The sequence below is a fragment of the Candidatus Cloacimonadota bacterium genome (genome assembly GCA_021734245.1).
Classification (GTDB): Bacteria; Cloacimonadota; Cloacimonadia; order Cloacimonadales; family TCS61; genus B137-G9.
Genome location: JAIPJH010000002.1, coordinates 1 through 22,635, shown reverse-complemented (window position 1 = coordinate 22,635; position 22,635 = coordinate 1). Strand labels below are relative to the sequence as shown.

16 protein-coding genes, 1 rRNA gene and 1 pseudogene are annotated in these 22,635 nt (G+C 36.6%); 12 read left to right on the top strand and 6 right to left on the bottom strand.

The features are described from left to right. Nucleotides 1–58: 58 nt before the first annotated feature. The 5 genes and pseudogenes from K9N40_00660 to K9N40_00640 form a co-directional block, all read right to left on the bottom strand. Entirely contained in the window at nt 59–2,929 is a 2,871-nt protein-coding gene (locus K9N40_00660; protein MCF7812971.1) for a carboxypeptidase regulatory-like domain-containing protein, read from the bottom strand. Between the two features lie 324 nt (nt 2,930–3,253). Continuing rightward, nucleotides 3,254–7,390, bottom strand: a complete 4,137-nt coding sequence (locus K9N40_00655; protein ID MCF7812970.1) for a sigma 54-interacting transcriptional regulator — start codon at nt 7,388–7,390, stop codon at nt 3,254–3,256. A 40-nt stretch (nt 7,391–7,430) separates the two neighbouring features. Further along, nucleotides 7,431–8,129, bottom strand: coding sequence for an SDR family oxidoreductase (locus K9N40_00650; GenBank protein ID MCF7812969.1), 699 nt, complete (start codon nt 8,127–8,129; stop codon nt 7,431–7,433). 137 nt (nt 8,130–8,266) lie between these two features. After that, a pseudogene (locus K9N40_00645) lies at nt 8,267–10,990 on the bottom strand (bifunctional acetate--CoA ligase family protein/GNAT family N-acetyltransferase). Continuing rightward, a complete protein-coding gene (locus K9N40_00640; GenBank protein ID MCF7812968.1) occupies nt 10,975–11,892 on the bottom strand; it encodes a histone deacetylase in 918 nt (305 codons plus the stop codon). The pseudogene K9N40_00645 and the gene K9N40_00640 overlap by 16 nt, the downstream one beginning before the upstream one ends. Nucleotides 11,893–12,335: 443 nt before the next feature. Here K9N40_00640 and K9N40_00635 point away from each other — a divergent pair, with 443 nt between their 5' ends. Genes K9N40_00635 through K9N40_00620 form a run of 4 tightly spaced genes read left to right on the top strand, consistent with a single transcriptional unit; the run spans nt 12,336 to nt 15,443 of the window. After that, the gene (locus K9N40_00635; GenBank protein MCF7812967.1) at nt 12,336–13,514 is read left to right on the top strand and encodes a PAS domain-containing protein; all 1,179 of its coding nucleotides are present in this window, start codon (nt 12,336–12,338) and stop codon (nt 13,512–13,514) included. Nucleotides 13,515–13,533: 19 nt separating this feature from the next. Beyond that, complete coding sequence (locus K9N40_00630) at nt 13,534–14,700, top strand: 4Fe-4S binding protein (GenBank protein ID MCF7812966.1); 1,167 nt, start codon at nt 13,534–13,536, stop codon at nt 14,698–14,700. A gap of 9 nt (nt 14,701–14,709) precedes the next feature. After that, nucleotides 14,710–15,198, top strand: coding sequence for a cache domain-containing protein (locus tag K9N40_00625; GenBank protein ID MCF7812965.1), 489 nt, complete (start codon nt 14,710–14,712; stop codon nt 15,196–15,198). 17 nt (nt 15,199–15,215) lie between these two features. Then, nucleotides 15,216–15,443: a hypothetical protein gene (locus K9N40_00620; protein ID MCF7812964.1), complete on the top strand. Its 228-nt coding sequence runs from the start codon at nt 15,216–15,218 to the stop codon at nt 15,441–15,443. Here the strand turns inward: K9N40_00620 and K9N40_00615 are convergent. Next, complete coding sequence (locus tag K9N40_00615; protein MCF7812963.1) at nt 15,436–16,650, bottom strand: hypothetical protein; 1,215 nt, start codon at nt 16,648–16,650, stop codon at nt 15,436–15,438. The genes K9N40_00620 and K9N40_00615 overlap by 8 nt on opposite strands. Before the next feature lie 167 nt (nt 16,651–16,817). On the opposite strand from K9N40_00615, the gene K9N40_00610 reads away from it, so the two are divergent. The 8 genes from K9N40_00610 to K9N40_00575 form a co-directional block, all read left to right on the top strand. Then, nucleotides 16,818–17,918 (top strand): peptidoglycan DD-metalloendopeptidase family protein, encoded by a 1,101-nt coding sequence (locus K9N40_00610; protein MCF7812962.1) that lies wholly within the window; start codon nt 16,818–16,820, stop codon nt 17,916–17,918. A gap of 15 nt (nt 17,919–17,933) precedes the next feature. Then, nucleotides 17,934–18,329: an FMN-binding protein gene (locus K9N40_00605; GenBank protein ID MCF7812961.1), complete on the top strand. Its 396-nt coding sequence runs from the start codon at nt 17,934–17,936 to the stop codon at nt 18,327–18,329. A gap of 2 nt (nt 18,330–18,331) precedes the next feature. After that, nucleotides 18,332–19,369 (top strand): threonylcarbamoyl-AMP synthase, encoded by a 1,038-nt coding sequence (locus K9N40_00600; GenBank protein ID MCF7812960.1) that lies wholly within the window; start codon nt 18,332–18,334, stop codon nt 19,367–19,369. 29 nt (nt 19,370–19,398) lie between these two features. Beyond that, nucleotides 19,399–19,923 (top strand): hypothetical protein, encoded by a 525-nt coding sequence (locus K9N40_00595; protein ID MCF7812959.1) that lies wholly within the window; start codon nt 19,399–19,401, stop codon nt 19,921–19,923. Then, complete coding sequence (rnhC, locus tag K9N40_00590; GenBank protein MCF7812958.1) at nt 19,923–20,831, top strand: ribonuclease HIII; 909 nt, start codon at nt 19,923–19,925, stop codon at nt 20,829–20,831. Before K9N40_00595 ends, rnhC begins: the two co-directional genes overlap by 1 nt. A gap of 8 nt (nt 20,832–20,839) precedes the next feature. Then, nucleotides 20,840–21,376 carry a gamma carbonic anhydrase family protein gene (locus K9N40_00585; protein MCF7812957.1) on the top strand — a complete coding sequence of 179 codons (537 nt, stop codon included), beginning with the start codon at nt 20,840–20,842 and terminating at the stop codon, nt 21,374–21,376. After that, on the top strand, nt 21,373–22,299 hold the full coding sequence (locus tag K9N40_00580) for a hypothetical protein (GenBank protein MCF7812956.1): 927 nt from the start codon (nt 21,373–21,375) through the stop codon (nt 22,297–22,299). The genes K9N40_00585 and K9N40_00580 overlap by 4 nt, the downstream gene beginning before the upstream one ends. Nucleotides 22,300–22,527: 228 nt before the next feature. Further along, nucleotides 22,528–22,635 (top strand): 16S ribosomal RNA (locus tag K9N40_00575); the annotation flags it as partial.

Genomic DNA, 22,635 nt, shown 5'->3' with positions numbered 1-22,635 from the left:
TTTTTCATTCCACAAATACCAGCCGACGGCCAAAAGCCGCCGACTGATTATCTATATTTTATTTCATCAAGATCATCTTATTTGTTCTGCTTTGATTTGCAGCTTTGATCTTGTAGAAATAGATGCCGCTGGATACTGATTTCTGATTGGAATCAACTCCATTCCAAACTACACTGTGAACTCCGGCTTCCATTTGATCATCAATCAGTCTGGTTACCATCTGACCTTTCACGTTATAAACTTCCAGGTCTACTTTTCCAGAAACTGGAAGGTTAAAGCTGATAGTAGTTGAAGGATTAAACGGATTTGGATAATTGTTGATTGAAAGAAGATCTCCAATTTCCGGAGTATCATCTGTTCCGGTTGGTCCGGTTGGTTCCAGAGTAAAGTCGATGCTGGTATTATTGTTCATCGTTGTGCTTGTGCTGGAAGTATTGTAGAACATTTTAGTAGCATAAACGGTTACTTCACCTGTGTTTACGGTATTTACTTCATAATAACCGTCGCCATTGGTTTGAGCTACTGCCACAATATTTCCTTCATTGTCACTGATAGAAATTGTAGAGTTAGCCAAAGGTTCATTTTGACTATTCGTTACATAACCGTTCAAACCAAGATAGCCACTGCCATTTATTGGAATGATCTCGAAATCGATTCCAGTTACAATGCCAAGAGCATTTACTGTAACAGCATCTTCAAAGTCGATTACACCTGGATAATAAGTAGGAACTCCGCCATCGCTGATAGCGAAAATGTAATAATCATTTTCGGGAAGGTTTGTAAGTTCATATTGTCCAAGTTCGTTTGTAAAACTAGCTGTACTGAATGTTTGATCTACTGATACACAGGTCACCATTGCATTCTCAACTGGCAATGTTGCTAATGTAACAACACCTGAAATTGAGTTATCATAATTAGCGGGTGCTGTGAAATCGAAGTTGATTCCGGTTACATTATCTTCCACCAGAACAACATCGGCTACATCAGGACTTGGTTTATGATCGTAAAATTGGATTTGAGTATTGAATAGATCGAGAGTTTGAGCTCCAAAAATGTATTCTCCTTCGGGAACTTCCAATTCAAAATAACCGGTTGCATCTGGACTTGCATTCAAGTTGCCAATTCCACCGTTACAGCCGTTTCCACCAGGATTTCCAGGATTTCCAGGTCCACCGGGATTGCCGGGATTCCAGTTGTTGGAATGGGCAAACACGATTGCATCGGAAATCGGATTGCCAGCATCATCCAGTACATAACCACTAACTGTATACAGTACAGGTAATTGCAAAACAGGATCTATCGTGATCATATCGTCTTCTGCGATTGTGATGATTGTTGCATCTTCCCAGTTTGTTACACCATCAAAGAAATAAGGAAGATAACCTTGCGCATTCACTGAGAAATAATAATCTCCGGGAGGAATATTATCTATTTCATAAATTCCGTTTTCGTCGGAGAAGCTGTGAGCAAAGAACCATTGACTTGGATCTACAGGATAGAGGAAAGCATTTGCGCCTTCTACAGGAAGTGCATCCACATCGGTAATTGTACCGGAAACTACTGAATTGTAGGAAACTACAATAAAATCAAAATCGATTCCGGAAACTGGTGCATTTACTGTTACCAGATCAGCTTCCTGCCAGTTTGTTTTGTGATCGTAATATTGAACCTGCATATTCATCCAATCCATCAGATGAGCAGCAAAATAGTAATCGCCTTCTGGAATATTGAGTTCAAATGTACCATCAGCAGTAGTATTTGCAAACCATTCACCCATCATTCCACCAGGACCTCCAGGTCCAGGTCCATTTCCATCTTCAAATGCTGTTACAAAACAGTCTTCGATCGGATTTCCTTCATCATCCAATACAATTCCTGTAACTTGATATAGAATAAGTGGTTGCAGAATTGGATCTATAGTTATTACATCATCGTCTTCTATCGTTATAAGCGTAGCATCCTGCCAATTTGTTACTCCATCATAAAAATAGGGAAGATAACCATCTGCCATTATAGAAAGATAATATTCTCCGGCGGGAATTTCTGAAATAATGAAGTTGCCGTTCTCATCTGTTTCGGCAAAGAATTGGAACCAGGGCATTCCACCATTTTGAGTAATCAGGTCAACATAGGCATTTTCTACAGCTGCACCTGTGTTATCTGTAACAACTCCGTTTATTTCGGCAGTTCCAGGACCAGTTCCTTGAATGAAAAAATCGATATCCACTGCTGCAGGATTATTTTCATCCAGCACAATTGCATCAGCTAAGCTGGGATCTTCTACCATATTATAATATAAGGTAGGCTCATCGGGAATTTCCAGTGAAACATAATATGTGCCAAATTCCAGACACTCAAACATAAACATCATTCCCATCACATCCTGTTCCTGAATTGGTAAGACAGATGGATCAACAGGAAGTTGATCATACAATTTTACAGTAGCATCCAGCATGCCAGGACCACCAGGACCTCCAGGTCCACCAGGACCTCCAGGTCCACCAGGACCTCCAGGTCCACCAGGACCTCCAGGTCCACCAGGACCTCCAGGTCCACCATTACTCATTACGCTTCCCATTATAATACCTTGCGGGATTGCATTAAGAGTAAAATCGATTCCTGTCACATCAGGATTTACATCTGTTACTTCCACAGGAGTTGCCTGCTGCACTGAAGTTACACCATCATAAAATATGTGAAATCCCATACCAGATAACTTGACAACATAAGTACCAAGATCGACATCTGTAATTGTGTACGCTCCATTTTCAACAAAAGCTTCATAATGAACTTGTGGATTACCCGGTTCAAATGCTTCTACTATGTAGCCATTGGCCGGGTTTCCATTTACTGTACCCGATATAGAACCTGCAAATAGAATTTGAGATACTAATAACATCAGGGCAAAAAGTGTGAGAGTTTTTTTCATGTTTACCTCCATTTTCAAATTTTTTATTTTTTCACTTTTCAAAACTCACGCCCTATTAATATGCATTACCTGTGCCAAACCACAAAAACCACGGAAATATGTTTGTTCACTATTCGTAACTGCATGAAAGATGGAATGTTAGAGACGGACAAAATATTTTCATAGTTGCATAAAAATAAAATTCGCACAATCAAATCTGAAACAATTATGCTACAGTATTATTTTAAGAAATATTATTAGTGTTATCTACTATCATAAAGTCTTGATAGGCAGGTATTTATAAAATAGTTAATAAAATGTTACACAAAACCATAAATGATACAGTTATCTTAAGATTCGATAGATTTGTGGTCTGGGAATCTTGCCCAGCTTACTGGCTTTATTAACATTGCCGTCTGTTTTTGCTATCAGTTGATTTGCATATTTTTTATCAAGTTGAGAGATTATTCTTTTTCTATACTTACGATATTCATTCCATTCCAAAGGAAGTTGTTCAATTGAATTGAGATTAAAATCTTCATCATTTATATCTAAAGAATCGGCTTCTAAGTCATCTCCTGAAGATAGTAATACAGCCTTCTCCAAGGTGTTTTCCAGTTCCCGCACATTGCCACGCCAGTCTTTTTGTAGCAGCTTGTTAGCAGTTTTGGGGTTGATTTGAGTAATTTGTTTTCCAAATTTTTTATTAAACTTTTGCAGAAAATATTCAGCAAGAGGAAGTATGTCATCCCTTCTTTTGGAAAGTGGAGGAAGTTCAATTTCTACTACATTTAACCTAAAGTAGAGGTCTTCACGAAACGTTCCCTTAGCTACAAGTTGATCCAGATTCTGATTGGTTGCTGTAATAATTCGGAAAGAAACGGGTATTTCCTTATTTGAACCAAGAGGAGTAATGATGCGATCCTGCAGAACGCGCAAAAGTTTTGCCTGCAAAGCTGGCGGCATATCACCGATTTCATCCAGAAAAAGGGTACCGTTATTGGCTGCTTCTATTTTTCCTTTTGTATCTTTTATTGCACCTGTAAAGGCACCTTTGGTGTAACCAAACAGTTCGCTTTCCAATAAGTTTTCTGGTATTGCAGCACAATTTACAGCGATGAATGGAGCACGAGAATTATATTCACGATGCAGTGCTTTGGCGATGAGCTCTTTTCCACTTCCCGTGGGACCGGTAATCAAAACATTAACGTTATGTGAACCCACAGTCTTCATCAGGGAAAATATATTTCGCATTGGTTTGCTGTTACCGATAATTTCTGGAAAGGAACTCTTTTCAGTATCTACGAAATGTTCTCTTTCTTTTAATAAGGTCTCAATTTTTTCTGCTTTTTCCAAAGCTGCTCGAGATTGCACAAAAAGCGTTTCCAGAAGATTTTGTTCCTGTTGACTAAACTCCTTGGCGTCGGTTGCATCAGCATAAATAACTCCGCGAATTTCGTTGTTTACGATGATGGGATAACAAACTGCCGTCCTGAGACCTAAGCCAAAAATACTGGAATGAATATCAAACGGAGTTTCTTCCTGAAGGCTTTCAAAAAACCTGATATGACCTAGTTTTATGGTTTCCTGCAGAATTGTTCTACTGATCCTGATCTTTTCCAGGTCGAGAGGATTTAAATCTCTATTCATACCTATCTGAGCTAGCATTTCACCATTGTCGAATTTATAATAAACAGCACGTTCCAGTTCTGCAATTCGAATAACACCTGCCAATATGGATTGCATCGAAGAATCGAATGATTCATTGCTGTGAATTATCGAAATAATTTCCCACAAAATGTCCAAATGCTGCTGTTCTGGTTGTGTTTCAGTGTTTATTTTTACGCTTGTAAGTGGATGAAATGGATGTAATGTGGCAAAATTTTTGATTTCATTCTGCAGCTCTTCAAATTTAAGAAAATCTAAATTTTGATTGATCATAACAGCGTTTTGAAGATAACCAAAACAGTCGTTCCGAAGGCCAAACTCTCTGAAAATTGCGGTTAACATTCGAGCATCTGCAGTAAGAAAAGCTTTAGCAAAATTCTGAAACAATTTATCTTTAAATTGTTTGGATATCTCTGCAGCTTGTATATAGTTACTGCTGTAATAGTAATACCAGAAAAGTGCCTGATTTTTTTCATCGCCTACGTTTTGAGAGGTAATTAAGATTTTATACAAATCATCAGTTTTATTATTATTAGAATGAATTAAAACCGGCATCATACTCATTGCAAAATTTTCTAATAATTGAGCTTGTTCCTGAAGTTTGTCATCTGCAAAAATCTGCAGAATAATTTCATCCAGATTTTCGGCTGATCCAATAGCCCATTGCGCCTGAATCCCATAGATCTGAGCCCATACTTCGATATTTTTTCTATTAAATTTACGTCCAAACTCGGCGGCAGTTTGAGCTTGATAAAGACTTTTTTTCCATTCTCCTTTGCGCAGGTAAACGTCTGCCAGGTTCAAATGAGACATGGTCGTAAACTGTTTGTTACCAAACTTTTGAGCTTCGTCCAGTAGTTTCAAAAAAGTTCCTTCTGCTTTCTGGAATTGATTTGATTGAACATCAATTACTCCCATATTATTTATGGTGCGAAGATATGAATTTTTATTTTCCTGATTTTGAAATATCGGTAAAACTTCTTCATAGATTTTTCTGGCTTTATCCAATTGATCTAATTCCTGCAGAATTACAGCTCGATCAGATGCAATTACAGCATAATCCAAACTGGAATTATCAACTTGGATTTCTTCGTATTTTTTCAACGATTCTTTCAAATTGCCATTTTTTCGAAGCAGAAAAGCCTGTTTTTTTTGAAGTGATAACGACAATTTTATTTCCCTGGAATACAATTGCAAAATTTCAAAGGCAGATGAATAGTATTGTTGCGAAACCAGGTCGTTAATATACTTTTCCAACAATTCGATAGTTTTAGTTTTTTTATCCAGAAGAATTGAACATTGCAAAGCAATTGCGTAAAATCCTTGTTCTTCGGAAGCAGAAAATAGTTTCTCTAATTGATCTTTTTTAGGTTTTGTTTTATCGGAATCGGAATTAAAATACAAACCATCATTCTTTATGTTTATATTCGGATGTAATAAAAGATCAGGAAGTATGTTTGAAATGTTTGTAAAAACGTATTTCAATAAATATATAGGAATAGATAATTTTATAGCTGCCAGTAAAGTTACAATATCCTCTGGAATATTTTCTGTTTTTTCTTCGGTAAGTAAACTTAATATATGGATTCTGGCAAGAAATGGTTTAGCGCTAAAATCGGATTCCATTTGTACATTTTCTAATTGATATTCTTGAACAAGATTTTGTACTTCTTTTGAATCCACATTTGGAAGTTGACTCTTTTTTTTGTAATTAATGATCAGAGTGTTCTCAAAATCTGATAACTCCTTGAATAATTTAGTTTTCACGTCGATCAAGTCTCTTTGAAGAAGATAAGTTAATTGAGAGTTTTTTATTGAATCTACAATTTCATGTTTTGAACTAATCTTATTTTCAAATTGCTTGAAGAATTCCTGAGGTTGCCAGATAAAATCTGATTCTTTAAGCAGGATCGGGTGACGATTTTCAGATTCCAACCATAATAAAGCATTCTCAGCTATTCTATCTGGTTCATCTTCTAAAGAGCAGGTTAAAAATTTATTCTGCAATAGTTTACTTACACTTTTTGTCTGGCACTCAAAAAGATGTTGTTTGATAATATCAATTTTATTTTCATAAATCTTAATACCACTCACTTCAGCATAATGCCGGGCGATCTTTGGCATCGTTGGTCGCTTTGTAGGACGAAATGCCAGCATCGACTGGAGGAAATTGTCATCAACATTATCATCCAGAAATTTTTGCCAACTATCTTCTGAAAGAAGTAGTTTTTTATAATCTTCATACTCGAAATTATCGGCAGGAAGAAACTCCTGCATCACTTGGAAAGCAAGCAATCCGAATGAAAAAACATCAGCAACATAAGAATTGATCCTTCGACTTAGTTTTTCTGGTGCAGAATAAGCAGGTGTACCGCGGAATATGTTATCATAAAAGAAGTTAGGTGTTGCTAATCCTAAATCTATAAGTACAGGTTCACCATTCCTGATGAGAATGTTCTCCGGTTTCAGGTCGTTGAAACATATTCCTGCTGAATGAAGATGGGAGAGCGTTCGGCTTAAAGCAGCCAGAAATTTGTTTTTCTGTTTTTTTGTTTTAAGATTTCCAGGTAATAAACTTGTTCCTTCTATGTACTCTTGAAAAAGTACTGGTGGATCGCTCTGGAATTCAATTGCTTTTACAATATTTGGTGAATCGATAGCATTAAGGAAAAGGAATTCCCTTCTTGCTTCCGAAAGCGAGGAAGAATTGTATTCTTTTAAAACAACCTTTTTCTTATCTTTATCTTCTGCCAGCCAAACTTTAGCAAATGAGCCTTTTCCGATTTGGTCTAATTTCTTATATTCATTTTTCATGTGTAAAGAATCAAAAATGATACAGTTTTGGTCAATATATTTATTTACTTCTATAATCTTGTGCTTTGTATAGTTTACCGCTTCCCTCTTTTTGTTCCAGAAGAACAGGAACCAGTGCGCCCGGTAATACAGAATCAGGATGATTTGGAGCATGAGGTCCGCCCAAGTCTGTTCTCAGCCAATCAGGATCGAGAAGATTCATCAATACATTTGTTCCTTTTAAAGTGGGAACCATGTCTCGCACGTATCTATCTAAAGCAGCTTTGGAACAGCTATAAGGCATTAGTTGCGGTTCTTCTTTAATTCCTGATGTAACATTTACGATACGACCCCAGTTTCTAAATATCATTCCCGGCAAAAAAGCATCACAGAGTTTTGCTGGAACTATGGAATTAATTAGAAAACTTTGCTGATATTCTTCGAAAGCAGGTTCATATAAATTTCGATATGTAGTCATGATAGCTGCATTATTGTACAAAATATCCAGCTGATCATTTGTTATTGATTTCACTTCAGTTATCAATTTTTCAACTTCATCGATATTTGATAATTCTGCTTCAAGTGCATAAACATCAAAGCCTTTTCCTTGCAGCTTTTCCATTATTGGTTTTGTACTTTCCAATTTGCGGGAATGCAATATAACTTTGCAGCCATTTTCGGCAAGAGCCGTGGCCACACGCATTCCAATTCCGCGACTGGAACCGGTTACAAGTGCCCATTTTCCTGATATATTTACCATATTTTCACCTTCTATATTATTGATAATAATTTTTCCATAATTAGTAAAATATTTCCTGTATTCTGGATGTCAATTGATTAATCAAACAAAAAAGGCTCGAAAATCAAATCGAGCCTTTTTAAGATTATAATTTGTGATTAATCGTTAATCACCAATTCAGCGTAGTAACTGTCTTCTCGTTTTTCCAACTTAAAACCACGGATTTTGAACATGTGCAGCATGATGTGATTTACAGCTAAAACATTTGCTGTGATCTTTTTGATTCCGCGTTCTTTAGCAATTTCATGAATGTAGTCGGTGAATTTGTTGCCCAATCCCTGATTATGCCACGGATCTGCTACAACAATAGCGAATTCAGCAGTTTCGTTATACTGATCGGCAATTAAACGAACAACGCCGGCCATTTTCTTTTTACCATTTTCTTCCACTTCGGCAATGATAGCAATTTCACGATCATAATCGATCTGTGTATAGCGAACCAGTTGTTCGTGAGAGATTTCTTTTATGAGCTGGAAGAAACGGAATCTTTGAGTACGTTCACTGAAATTTGAGAACATTTCTTTTTCCATCATTTCATCTTCTGGCTTGATAGCACGAAGTACAACTTTTTTGCCGTTAGTCATTACAAAGTCAGTTGTATATTCGGATGGATAAGGAGAGATAACCAGGTGCTTGCTATAATTATCATCAACTTCTTTGATGGTAGTATCGAGCAGAACTTTTGCATCCAGAACCACTCCGCCACGTTCATCCACACCAAAGGGATTGATATCTATTTCGCTGATCTGCGGGAAGTCCATCAACAGATAAGCAAATTTATAAAGCAGGAATTGAATTGCTTGAATATCAGCACCAGGCATTCCACGATAACCTTTAATTAATTTATATATTTTTGTATCTTCTATGATGCGCATTGCCAGAGCCATGTTCAAGGGCGGAAGGCCAACTCGTGTATCTTTGAAGATCTCAACAGCAACTCCACCCATTCCAAATACGATGGTGGGACCAAAGATAGGATCTTTTTTACAACCGATAATAAGTTCATACTTACGTTTCATCATCTGCTCAACGAAAACACCTTTAATATCTGCGGTTGGCTTTTTTTCTTTAGCAGATTTCATTATTTTGTTATATGATTTTTTAGCTTCTTCTTTGCTGGTTATGTTCAAGATAACACCACCCACATCGGTTTTGTGAAGAATATCTGGAGAAGCGATTTTCATAACCAGGGGATAACCGATTTCTTCTGCTAATTCAATAGCCTTTTTTTCTGATGAAGCAAGTCCATTTTTTATTACCGGTATCTGATAATTATCCAAAAATTGTTTTGCTTCATATTCAGTCATCACGGATCTGTTATCTTTCATAACTGTTTGGATCAATTTCTTGTTAGATTCTTTGTCTGGCTTGAACTGGCTTGGAATGTGCGATGGAGTTTCATGCAATATTTGCAGGTTTCGAGAATAATTGTACATTACCATAAAAGCTTTCACAGCATCTTCAGGAGCCTGGTAAACCGGAATATTGTTTTGTTCCAGAACTTTCTTTCCTTCACGAACATCTTCAGCTCCCATCCAGCAAGCCAGAACTGTTTTATTACACTTCTTCTCGATTTTTGCCAGTTCTATGGCAACAGCAGTAGGATCTGTCATAGATTGCGGAGTAAGGATTACTAAAATTCCATCCACATTTTTGTCTTTGGCACAAACTTCCAGAGTTTTAGCGTATTGCTCCGGTCCGGCATCTCCCAAAACATCCAGTGGATTTCCTTTACTCCAATGCGGAGAAAGATGCTGATTTAATTCTTCAATTATTTCATCAGAAAGTTTTGCCAGCTTTCCACCATTTGCAATCAAAGTATCTGTAGCGATCACACCAGGTCCACCTGCATTTGTAACAATTGCCAAACGGTTGTTGTTTGGTCTTGGCTGCATGGCCAGAGCTTGGGCGATATTGAAAAGTTCTTCAATCGTGTCCACTCGAATTACACCTGCACGTTTGAAGGCAGCATCGAAAACGAAATCATTTCCTGCCAGACTTCCGGTGTGAGACATTGCTGCCTGAGCACCTTCACTGCTCTTTCCTGCTTTCAAAATAATGATAGGTTTGTTTCTTGCGAAAGCTCTCGCTGCACTCAAGAAACTGCGTGCATCTTTCAAAGATTCCATGTAGATCACAATGCTGTTGGTTTGAGAATCAGTTCCAAAATAATCGATCAGATCATTGAAGCTGATATCCATCATCGAGCCGATAGATACGAAATGACTGAAGCCAACATTCTGTTCAATCGACCAATCCAGAATTGCAGTACAAAGCGCCCCGCTTTGAGAGATAAATGCGATTTTACCAGGACGTGCCATTTTACTGGCAAAACTGGCATTAAACTTGATGGAAGGTTTTATAAATCCCAGACAGTTGGGTCCAATTAAACTCATGTTGTACTTTCTGATAGAAGTATGGATCTGATTCATCAGTTCTTTACCTTCTTCTCCTGCTTCAGCAAAGCCGGCAGAAATCAGAAGAACACTGGAAACACCAGCAATTCCACAATCTTCCACGATAGCCGGAGCTGTTTTTGCCGGAGTAGCAATAATTGCCAGATCTACTTTGTCGGGAATGTCTTCAATTCTCTTGTAAGCTTTCACACCCAAAACATTGGTTCTTTTGGGATTGACCGGATAAACGATTCCGTCAAAACCAGAGCCAATGATGTTGTCCATCAGGGCAAACCCAACACTTCCCTTACGAGCTGAAGCACCAAAAATTGCTACAACTTTGGGATTGAACATTTTGGTTAAGTTCTTTACGATCATTTTTACTTCCTTTTTATTTTTTTATTTTATAATTAAATTGATTTCCAAAATTTCTTAAGATTATGAACTGCTAAAGCTTTACGTCCTTCATATTCATAAAATGTCTGAATCATGGAATCTGTATTTCTTTCTTTAAAACGCATTTTCTTATTGTTTATTCCATCCAGGAAATTATATAAACAACGTGGGAACATCTCAATATTATAACCACCTTCCAAAGTAGCAAAAACATTGTCAAAATTCTGAGAGATCATTTTTCCGATCTTGTGAAAAAGATTAACAGAAACTCTCAAATTCAAAAGTAAGTCGTATTGATGAGCGTCAAAACCAGCTGAAATACCAACAATATCAGGATTAAATTCTTTTGCAACAGGCAGAAATGTTTCAAATGCTTCCATAAAGATTTCATCACCACTTTCGGCAGGAAGTGGAACATTTATCGTATAACCTTCGCCTTTACCGGTTCCTATTTCGTTTGCATCGCCACCACCAGGGAAAGCTGGATATTCATGGAGCGACCAATACATTACCTGATCTGAATCGTAGAAGATCCTATTTGTTCCGCAGCCAAGATGACCATCGATATCGATAATGAGAACCTTTTTGCCCTGGTTTGCATGATATTTTGCTGCAATTGCGATATTATTGAACAGACAAAATCCGCTGGAACGATCGGGATGTGCATGATGGCCTGGTGGACGTGTAAGAGCAAAATCACCGGTTTTTGAAGCCATTATAGTTGCACCGACAGCATATATAGCTGCCTCATAACTTCCTTTGGAAATGATTGTTTCAGGATCGACGTGCCCACTTTCATTCTCACTAAATTTTTTCATTCTTCTAATATATTCTTTTGTATGAATTAATTCCAGATATTCCTCACCACTTTCCAGTTCAGTGACAGGCAATTCTCCCAAAGAAGATAGTCTTTTCTTATTCTCTGGATGCATACCTGTATCATGTTTCAAAAATACTGGATTGTAGATCAATTCCATTTTTTTTACCTTCACTTTTCTCTTTTTTTTGTTCCAAATGCAATCGAAAATAACTGCCTTAGAAACATGGTCAAATTTTTAATCTGACAAACTGAGTCAAGTTTAATCTGCGAATGCACATAACTATAAATAATTAAAAACATTTACAGGGATAAATTTTTGTTATAGAAAATCAAAATTGATCATCTCTAACTGCTTTATTGAATAGTCGTTCAGAAAAAAGTCAATTATTCTTTTGGAAGTTTGGATAAATTATTCATCAAATAAAATTCTTCGCTGCTCCGCGTCGTGATTTTCCAAATTTTTTTTATTCTCAAATTTTTATTTCTTAGCATTATCTTGACGTAGAAGACTCTTATCATCAATTTCGGAAAAGTGAAAAATATATTGGAGAGATGATGTCTGATTTTGTTCAGAAACAGGTGGAAAGGAGAGAACATCTTCTAAAATTTTCTCAGGGAATTTTGCAGGGAAAAGACGGAAAAAGACTGCTGAAAAAATATGGTGAATCAATCCAGAACATTACTCCCCACGATATGATCTTCATGGAAGAACAGCAGCTGAAAATGGGTATTTCGGCAACTCAGATAAAAGAAAAAATCGAAAAAGTGATGAACGTGATCTACGAACCATTGCGAAATTATAAATGGGATAAACCTGCAGAAGATCATGCTCTATCACATTTCATGCAGGAAAATGAACAGCTTAAACTTATCCTGCAAAAGATGAAAAAAAATTTGCAGAAAAAAAACCTGGAAGAACTCAATCAGAATTTAAATAAATTGCTCCAGATCGAAAAACATTTTCTGCGAAAAGAAAATATTCTCTTTCCATATCTGGAACGCGTTTGGCAAAACTGCCGTCCGCTTGCTGTGATGTGGTCTTTGGATGATGATATTCGCATGAAACTGAAATGGCTGAAAAAACTTCTGAAAAAAAAGCAGGATTTCGATAGCGATCTGTACAAAGAAATTGGAGAGCTTTTCTTTTTGATGTATGGCATGATCTTCAAAGAAAATCTGGTTGTTTTTCCGGTTGCCATGGAAACTCTATCCGAAAGCCATTGGAAAAAGATTGCAGCTCAAAGCAAAGAGATAGGATATTCTTTTATCGATCCACCCGAAATTCATATAAGCCTTGAAAAACCTGAAAATAGAAAGAAAGTGAATTTGACAGATTTCAATTGTGAAACTGGCAGATTATCTAATATGCAGATTGAGAGTATATTTAATAACCTGCCGATTGATATCACCTTTATCGATGCCAATGATGAAGTGAAATATTTTTCCAATCCCAAAGATAGATTTTTTCCGCGTTCCCCGGCTATCATTGGCAGAAAAGTGCAGAATTGCCATCCACCGGAAAGTGTTCACATGGTGCAAAAAATTCTGAATTCATTTAAAACAGGCGAGAAGAATGAAGCATCTTTTCACATTCAGTTGAAAGGAAAATTTGTTCAGATCAGATATTTTGCGTTACGCAAAAATGATAAATATATCGGAACATTGGAAGTTAGTCAGGATGTTACCGATATTCGTAAGTTGAATGGAGAGAAAAGGTTGTTGGATTGGGATTAATATTCTATAGGGGAGGTTTATGAATTCATCTGTAAAAGTATTGGTTTGTGTTTTTTTGTTGATTGCTTTCGTCATTATTGGTTCAATAATTTCTGTAAAAATGTGGTCAAATTCAGAAGAAAAGATTGAAGTGCCAGAGAACATAAGTATCGACAGGGATATGACTTTGGCACAAATTGCAAAACAAAATGAAATTCCAGATCCTGTAATGAAAAAGGTCTTTGATGTTTCTAAAAAAGAAGAACTGCAAAAGAAGTTTTCAGAATTTTCGCTCACTGTTTCTGAAGCCGAAAACAGTTTGAAAAAGCAAATTATATTTGCTGCCGAAGAAGGAGCTAAAGACTGGAAAAAGATTCTGGTGAAATTTGTTTTATGGTTCATATTTCTGGTTCTGATCTTCTTTTTACTGCGTAATAATGCCATCGATTCCGAACGTAGAAAATGGCTTTATTTTGTGGCAGTTGTTATTTTCGGTATTTTTCTGGGAGCCGATCCAGGGCCGATGGGAACGGTAAAAGATACTATCGTTTTGTTTGGACAAGTTAAGATTATTTTCCCACCCAGATTATTTGCCATGACGCTTTTTCTGATCACTGTGGTTTTAGCAAATAAGTTTATCTGTTCCTGGGGTTGTCAGGTTGGAACGCTTCAAGACCTCAATTTTAGAATTAATCGCCGGAAACACGAACCTATTATCCCTCAATTCAAATTGTCGTTTGCTTTCACAAATACAGTCAGGATCGTGTTTTTTATTGTTTTTACAGCGGCTGCTTTTATCTGGGCTTTCGATCTGGTGGAAGAATTCGATCCTTTCAAAATATTTAAACCAGCCACTCTCGCAGCGTACGGAATTTTCTTTCTGGGAATTCTATTTCTGTTGTCTATCTTTGTCTATCGTCCCTGGTGTCATCTTTTCTGTCCTTTTGGCTTGCTGGGTTGGGTGTTGGAAAAGATCAGTATCTACAAGATTAAAGTTAATTATCGAAAATGCATTGCCTGCGGAAATTGCGCTGAAAGCTGTCCTTCTTCAGTGATGGAGGCGATCCTGAGAAGGGACAGAATAATCCCCGATTGTTTTTCTTGCGGAACGTGTGTGGAAGTTTGCCCTACAAATGCCATCAGCTTCGACAAAGGTAAAAGAACAAAACCACCTGCTGGTAAATTTGATGAGATGAATAAAAAATAAGGAGGAATCATGAAGAAAATTTTTGTAGTATTATTATTATTGATAGGATTAGCAAATCTTTCAGCAGCAGAAGTTCACAAGGATAAAGACATGCTGATAAAATGTGAAGTGGAAACAGCCGTCAGTATGCTGCAGACGATTTACAACAAGTATGAAGCTGGTGAAATGTCTATTGATAAAGCAAAAAAACTTGGTGCCGATCTTCTGCGCGATCTGCGTTATGGTGAAGATGGTTATTTTTGGGCAGACACGACAGAAGGTGTGAATGTTGTTCTCTTTGGTAATAAAGATGTAGAAGGAAAAAATCGACTGGAAGCACAAGATCATCATGGCAATTTTTTCATTAAAGATCTTATCGCAGCAGGTAAGAAGGGCGGTGGTTACGTGGAATACTGGTTTCCCAAACTGAAACAGGAAGAACCTGTTGCCAAGCGTTCTTATGCACTGCTTTTCAAACCTTTTAGCTGGGTCGTGGGGACAGGCTATTATACAGAATAAGGGAAGAAAGAAAGGTTTTGCTGACATTAAAATGTGCAAAATGTAAAAGTAAACTTTTTAAATATTATAAAGTAGGAACGGGCAAAGTACTCAGGTGTTACTTTGCCCGTATTTCCAAAGATCGCTCCATCAGAAAAAACGATCAGGTTTTATGCGAATGCGGAAATGTGATCGGTAAACTGGAATCTAACTGCATTCGCATGAAACAGAATAGTTTTATTTATTCCGGAACGAAAGTCAAATAGATTCTACAGCTCGCAATCGATTATCCTGGCAATTTACAAAATCTTTCATTTGTACCATTTTTTTTAATGATTTTGGCATAACCATCAGATCATTGCCGATCATCTGATGTTCACATTCTCCCACTCTTTTTCCCTGATACCAGAGTTTATATCTGTTATTGCTGGCTGCCCAGACGAAATTAGCAGTGCGAGATAAAATAAAGGCCGGTCGGAGAGTGTTGTCTTTTCTATTCAGATAATCTTCAAAAAGATAAGTAGTAGAGGATTGCGGATGAAATAAAAGCAGATGATTCCCAATTCTTGAATTGTTATTGCTAACTTCAGGAGAAATATTCATTCCTTTGTCGATAAGATAAAATCCATCGCTGTCTGCACTCCAGAATGCCGTATCTTCATTGCCCAGAATTTGAGGCCTTTGATAATCTTCTCCGCTGTCACCTTTAAAATTCTGGAAAAGCATTGTATAATTGATTTTGGGGAGATAAATCAGAACATCATCATTGACAAATGTGCCAATTGCATCTGCACTAATGTCGAGTTCGTTGTAGAAGATAGAAAAATTAGACTTCCCGGTTTTGCGATAGATCAGCTGATCTTTCTCCGCCAAACGGATAGTTTCATAAAATGTATTTTCCTGACAGTTGTGGTAATTCTGTAGAAGCATATTTGCTTCCAGATCATCCACGTAAACAATCAGATCATCATTGCAGCGATGAGCATTATGATTCAAATCCAGAAGTGTATCAGCGATCAAATAAAAGTACTTACCCTTTTTTATCCAGGAAACCTGCATTTCATCGTTTATCAATCTGGCAGCAGATAGAATATTTTCTTCAGATTCTGCATAATCTTTCAGTAAATAGTCTTGATTTCTGTAAGCGACCATGAAAATATCATCGATCCAATATGGAGTAGAATTATCTTGAACAGCTTCTCCGTTTTCATAAAGAAAATAGCCATCACCCGATTTCTGCCACAGGATTTCTTCACCTTCTGCCAGAAAAACTGCTTCAAATTCTTCCTCTTTCGGCGCTGATGCATATCCCTGTAAAAGATAATATTTGTTCATGACTTCCAGATAGATCAGCAGATCATTTCCTGACCACTGATTTGAGATTTCGCCTGAAATCTCTTTTCCATTGATATAAACATAAAAAAATTCACCTTTCTTTTTCCAGCTGATTTTTTTCTTTTTCTTAAATAACATCTTTTCTCCTACAAATATTTTAAATTTTATTTTTGGATTTGAAGATTCTGCTTTTTGTTGTCAATTGATAAAATAAAATTAATAAATCAAAAATAAATTAAACTGATTTTTGCTTCTCTGTGCTTGACACAAAAATAGACACTCCAGAAAATTAATTTAGAGGAAAAATGAAAAAGGTTTTGATAGTATTTATTCTGCTGTTTATGCAGTTTGCGTTTGCAGCTCAGGATCTCGATGAAAAGCAGAAACAGCTGGAAGAGATCAACGAGCAGATCAATAAACAGGAAGAATTTATCCAATTGACTGAAGAGCAGAAACGCCAGAAACAGCAGGATCTTCACAACACAGAAAAGAAGAAAAAAGAATCGGAATCAAAGGTTCAGAAACTTAGATCAACCGAAAAACAGCACAAAAAGAAATTGGATACGACTTTAGAAGAAATAAAAAGCACATCAAGCTATTTGCAGGAGCTTTTGAATTTATGTGAAACGGAAGTTAATAATCTGGTTTTAGCTCATTATCAAAGTCAGCTGTTTCCTCAGAAGAAATTGGAATGTAAGCTTCTTGCCAGCATGGTCGATATGACATCACGAAAGATCTTTAAAGTAGATTCTGAATGGTATTCTCTGCAAAAGAAGAAGAAAAGTGCGAACAAAGAATACGAAAATATTATCTGGTCGCGCATTGTTGCCGATAAAAAACGCAAAGAATATTCAAATGAAATCGCGTCAATTCAAACCAATATCCAGCAATTGGATCAGGACAAAGCAAAAGCTTTAGCCAGAAAAAAGGAATTGGAACAGAATGCGATTGCTCTTGATAATCTGATAAAAAAATTGCAAACCGAGATCATCGAGGAAGATTTTTCTTACGTGTTTCCCACAGCTAAATTGATCTGGCCAGTTCAGGGTAAAATTTTTAAACCTTATGGCGAACAATATAATGCTGAATACAAAGTAAGCACGATGAACGACGGCATCGATATTTCTGCCGAAACCGGCAGCAATATTGTTTCAGTGGAAGATGGTGAAGTGGCGTTTGCAGAATGGTATAATGGTGCCGGAAAGCTTATCATTATCGATCATAAAAATGGTTTTCATACGTTATATTCTCATATCGGAACGCTGCGTGTTTCCAAAGGTGACAAGGTCAAAAAGAATCAGGTTATTGCACTTTCAGGTCAAACAGGTTCAGCTCAAATTCCCAGCCTGCATTTTGAAATTCGCAGACGTGGAGTTCCAGTCGATCCGATACAATATTTGGAGTAGAAAAGGAGAGAAGAGATGAAAAAAATCATTAAATATCCAATTATTACTTTTATCATAATTTTATTGATTTTTGCCGTAATTGCCAGCTGTGCTTTCCTGGAATACAAAAAAAAACTGAGAGAAAACCCGGTGGAAAATGTAGATGTCAAAAAAGTGCAAGATGGCGTATATACTGGCTGGTTCGATGCTACACTGGTAAATGCAAAAGTGGAAGTTACAGTACAGAAGGGAAAGATAATCGATTTGAAACTTCTTCAGCACGATCATGGAAAAGGCTATTCTGGTGAAGCTATTCTGGCAAAAGTTTTGAATGAACAAAGTTTGGAAGTGAATATGATTACCGGTGCAACAGCAAGCAGTCAAACTATCTTAAAAGCTATCGAATTTGCTCTCAGAAAAGGATTAGATTAATAATGAAGATATACAATAAATGGTCGGAAAAAATGAATAAACCGGATGCTATATTTCTGCATTATACAGGTCATATGTTTGGAATTGGTTGCTCTGCTTTCGATCAAGATTCAATTATAAAAATTCATGAATTGAAACAGCGCGAAGGAAACAAAGGTTTTATTGTTTTAATTCCAGAATTAAATTGGTTAGAAAAATATCAGGTTTTTGTTCCGCAGGAGATCAGGAGACTTCTGCAGCAGTACTGGCCGGGAGAGTTAACAGTTATTCTTCCCGATCCAAATGGACATTTCAAAAATATTTCTGTGGATGATTTTGTTGCTTTCAGAGTTCCCAGCAATCCGTTTTTACGTGAGTTCATCAAGAAATTCGGTAAACCGATTGTTAGTACCAGCATCAATATCAGTGGAAAAGAGCCAGAAGTTGATCTAAAAAAGATAAAAGCAAATTTTGAAAGTTGGTTCGATTTTGCTATTTTACCCAAAAATATCAAAGTTGCAGACGCAATTCCTTCTATAATCCTAAAATATGAAAAAGAAGATCTTAAATTGGTGAGAGAAGGAAAAATCAAATTTGATGAAATCAAGAATTCTTATGAATTGCCAAGAATATTGTTTGTTTGCACTGCCAATATTTGCCGAAGTCCAATGGCAGATTACTATTTAAAAGATAAAATTGAAAAAGATGGATTGAAATACGATGTAAGATCTGCAGGTTTCTTGGGAGGTGGTTTTCAGATATCAGAAAATTCTAAAGCAATTCTTGCGGAAGATGGAATGAATGCAGCGGACCACATTTCTACACAATTGAATGATGATGTTGTTCGCAGAAGCTGGTTGATTTTAACCATGACGGAAAAACATAAAGAGATGTTGATTGAAAATTTTCCAAATGCAGCCAAAAAAACTTTTACGATTTCCGAATATGCCGGATTCAATCAGGATATCGATGATCCTTATGGCTTGGATATCGGCCATTATCGTGAAACTTTTAAGAAAATTAAAACCAGGATCGATTTGATCTGGGAAAAATTGAAGTGATTTTTTATAATTAGGAGGGAGGAGTGAAAATGCATTTTGTTTTTAGCGGAGTTTTTTGGGGTTTAGTTCTGGTGTTACTGGGATTATCGATGATCATAAAGATTGTTTTCAAAATCGATTTACCGATAATAAGAATTGTGTTTGCTGTTATTCTGATATATTGGGGATTAAAATTGCTGTTCGGCCTATCTTTCAGCATAAAGAAAGATAATGATGTTGTGTTTAACAATGCTGATATCGAACATGTACAAGCTGGAAAAGAATACAATGTGATATTTGGAAAGAGCAATATTGATCTCAGAGATTTTGATCTCCAAAATGAAACAGCAAAAGTTGAAATAAATGTAATTTTCGGAAACGGAGTTATCTATTTGAATCCAGATATTCCTGCCAGGATAAAGATCGATGCTGTTTTTGCAGAAGCAAAACTACCAAAAAAGACCGTTTCTGTGTTTGGTGATTTTATTTATGACACACCTGGTTATGTGGAAGGAGAACCTTATCTATTACTGAATGTCGACGTTGTTTTTGGGAATGCAATAATTGAATACTGATGAATAAAATTTTACTAAAATATATCTCCGAATTTATTGCAGAAGCAGAAAAAAAAGGTTTAAAACTTATCGATGAACGAGAGATAAATTATGGCGTTCAGCTGAAGTTTTCCAGTGGAAATGATGAAATTCCGGTAAACGTATACAATTCTGTAAAAAAAGGAATTAACCCAGTTGTGGGTGGTTCTCCCACTTCAAAACTGCGACCGATAATTCAGCAAATTTTAAATCAAGAAGTAGAAACCACAGCATCAGATCATAAATGGAAAATTTGGGCTGGAACTGATGAATCTGGAAAAGGTGATTTTTTTGGACCTCTTGTTGTGTGTGGTTTTATCTGTAAAACAGCGATGATTCCATCTTTACAGAAACTGGGAGTTAGAGATTCAAAGCAGATCAAAGATAAAGAAATTGCAAAGATTGCAAAGCAGCTTTTTGCCAAATTCATGCCGCAGATTGAAACGATTTCGTTAATGCCTTCCAAATATAATGAGCTTTATGAAAAGTTCCGTTCCCAAAATAAAAAATTAAATGAGCTCCTTGCCTGGATGCATGCAAGAGTTATATTGAATCTAAAAGTTAAGCATAAATTTGAAGGTGCAGTGGTAGATAAGTTTGCCAGCGATAAGACCTTGAAAACCTCTTTGAAAGAAATTCAGCAGATCGAACTACTTCATAAGTTCAAAGGTGAAGATGATCTGGCTGTAGCGGCAGCTTCGATTATTGCACGCTATTTATTTATATGGAATATGGAAGAAATGGAGAAGAAATACGAAATGGATTTTCCAAAAGGAGCCAGCGGCAAAGTAAAGAAATCTGCAGAACAATTTGCGAAGATTCATGGTAAAGGAAGGCTTCAGGAAGTTGCCAAGATCCATTTCAAAACTTATAACGAATTAAATTTATAGGAAAAACAATGATTTCAAAATTCAAAGAATATGAACCTGAATTAGGAAAAAAAGTATTTGTAGCAAAAACAGCGGAAATAATTGGAATGTGTGAAATTGGAGAGGATAGCTCTGTCTGGTTTGGTGCTGTTATCCGTGGAGATATTCATTATATTAAGATCGGAGAACGAACCAGCATTCAAGATCTCTCTATGATTCATGTTACACGCTTTACGAAAAAAGACATGAGTGACGGATTTCCGGTGAAAATTGGAAACGATGTTACTGTAGGTCATAAAGCTATGCTGCATGGTTGCACGGTAGAAGATGCTTGCCTTATTGGAATGAGTGCAACGCTTCTGGATGGTTGCAGAATTGGAACGGAATCTATCGTTGCTGCTGGAGCTGTCGTTCCTCCAAATAAAACTTATCCACCTCGAAGCCTAATTATGGGCGTTCCAGCCAAAGTTGTACGCCAACTTTCCGATGAAGATGTTCAGGGAATTTATCAATCTGCTCAACATTATGTTAATTTTAAAAATGATTACTTGAATTTAGAGAAATGAAAACTTTTGTAGCTGAGAAAATGCCGGAACTATTCTGGCATGAAATCAAGCAAAATGGTTGGGAAAGTTATTTTTCTACACTTAATAAAAAAGAAGCTGAAATAGTAATTATCCGAACTCAAACGAAAGCAAATTCAGTTTTTTTTGATCAATTCCCAAAAATGAAAATGATCATTCGAGCTGGTACCGGTTTTGATAATATTGATTTGGCTGAAGCAAAAGGAAAAAATATTATTGTCTGCAATACACCGGAAGCAAATGCAATTTCTGCTTATGAACACACGATGTCTTTTATTTTTGCTCTACTCAAACAGCATCAGATCTCAGAGAATAATCTGCTTTCAGGAAATTGGAAATCTGGCTTGCAGAATAATTGGGAATTGTCAGAATTAAAAGCGCTGATCGTTGGAGTTGGCAGAGTGGGAACCAAAGTTGCCACAGCTCTTCGGTTTTTTGGTGCAAATGTAAAGGGTGTTGATCCTTACTTAACTAAGGAAGAATGGGATGATAAACAAATAGATGCAATATCCTTTGAGGAAGGTCTTTCCTGGTGTAATTTACTTTCATTTCACTGTCCGCTTACCCCCAAATCATTTCATATGTTTGGTGGGTCGATCCTTGCTTTTTTTCAGAATCCTCTTTGGCTGATCAATACAGCACGTGGAAAAATTGTTGATATCAATGCAGTCGAACAAGGATTACGTTCAAATAAAATCTTAGGTTTCGCAACAGATGTATTTGAAAATGAACCACCCGATTCACTGGATTTTTTTAAATCAGAAAATGTTTTAATAACACCTCATGTAGGCTCTTTTACAAAAAGTGCAAAAAAGAGGATGTCATTAGAGACTTTGCAGGTTTGGAAGGCATATATTTCTTCTGGAAAAGTTCTTAACGATATAGCAAAGTTAAAATATTTGTAAAACATACAAATTCAATATCTTATTAAATTTCTGCAAGTTGACGATGTTTATTGTCGCAAGCTAAAAAAAAAGATAGATAAAAAGTAATTTTTAATTTGACATGGAGAGGGTAGGTTTCAATTTTGCCAAACCTTGTTTTTAGCGAGGTAATTTTTTTTGTTCTTTAGAGAGAAATTTAGGAAACGAATTAGATAGATGTGAATGGTGAGTGAGTAAGGATATATTTTTATAACGAAGAGTTTGATCCTGGCTCAGGACGAACGCTGGCGGCGTGGATTAGGCATGCAAGTCGAACGCGAAAGTAGAGCTTCGGTTTTACGAGTAGAGTGGCGGACG

Excerpts from the sequence above, each read along its gene's own strand:
- K9N40_00660 (MCF7812971.1), bottom strand. The coding sequence starts at position 2,929 with ATGAAAAAAACTCTCACACTTTTTGCCCTGATGTTATTAGTATCTCAA.
- K9N40_00655 (MCF7812970.1), bottom strand. The coding sequence starts at position 7,390 with ATGAAAAATGAATATAAGAAATTAGACCAAATCGGAAAAGGCTCATTT.
- K9N40_00650 (MCF7812969.1), bottom strand. The coding sequence starts at position 8,129 with ATGGTAAATATATCAGGAAAATGGGCACTTGTAACCGGTTCCAGTCGC.
- K9N40_00640 (MCF7812968.1), bottom strand. The coding sequence starts at position 11,892 with ATGCATCCAGAGAATAAGAAAAGACTATCTTCTTTGGGAGAATTGCCT.
- K9N40_00635 (MCF7812967.1), top strand. The coding sequence starts at position 12,336 with ATGTCTGATTTTGTTCAGAAACAGGTGGAAAGGAGAGAACATCTTCTA.
- K9N40_00630 (MCF7812966.1), top strand. The coding sequence starts at position 13,534 with ATGAATTCATCTGTAAAAGTATTGGTTTGTGTTTTTTTGTTGATTGCT.
- K9N40_00625 (MCF7812965.1), top strand. The coding sequence starts at position 14,710 with ATGAAGAAAATTTTTGTAGTATTATTATTATTGATAGGATTAGCAAAT.
- K9N40_00615 (MCF7812963.1), bottom strand. The coding sequence starts at position 16,650 with ATGTTATTTAAGAAAAAGAAAAAAATCAGCTGGAAAAAGAAAGGTGAA.
- K9N40_00610 (MCF7812962.1), top strand. The coding sequence starts at position 16,818 with ATGAAAAAGGTTTTGATAGTATTTATTCTGCTGTTTATGCAGTTTGCG.
- K9N40_00605 (MCF7812961.1), top strand. The coding sequence starts at position 17,934 with ATGAAAAAAATCATTAAATATCCAATTATTACTTTTATCATAATTTTA.
- K9N40_00600 (MCF7812960.1), top strand. The coding sequence starts at position 18,332 with ATGAAGATATACAATAAATGGTCGGAAAAAATGAATAAACCGGATGCT.
- K9N40_00595 (MCF7812959.1), top strand. The coding sequence starts at position 19,399 with ATGCATTTTGTTTTTAGCGGAGTTTTTTGGGGTTTAGTTCTGGTGTTA.
- rnhC (MCF7812958.1), top strand. The coding sequence starts at position 19,923 with ATGAATAAAATTTTACTAAAATATATCTCCGAATTTATTGCAGAAGCA.
- K9N40_00585 (MCF7812957.1), top strand. The coding sequence starts at position 20,840 with ATGATTTCAAAATTCAAAGAATATGAACCTGAATTAGGAAAAAAAGTA.
- K9N40_00580 (MCF7812956.1), top strand. The coding sequence starts at position 21,373 with ATGAAAACTTTTGTAGCTGAGAAAATGCCGGAACTATTCTGGCATGAA.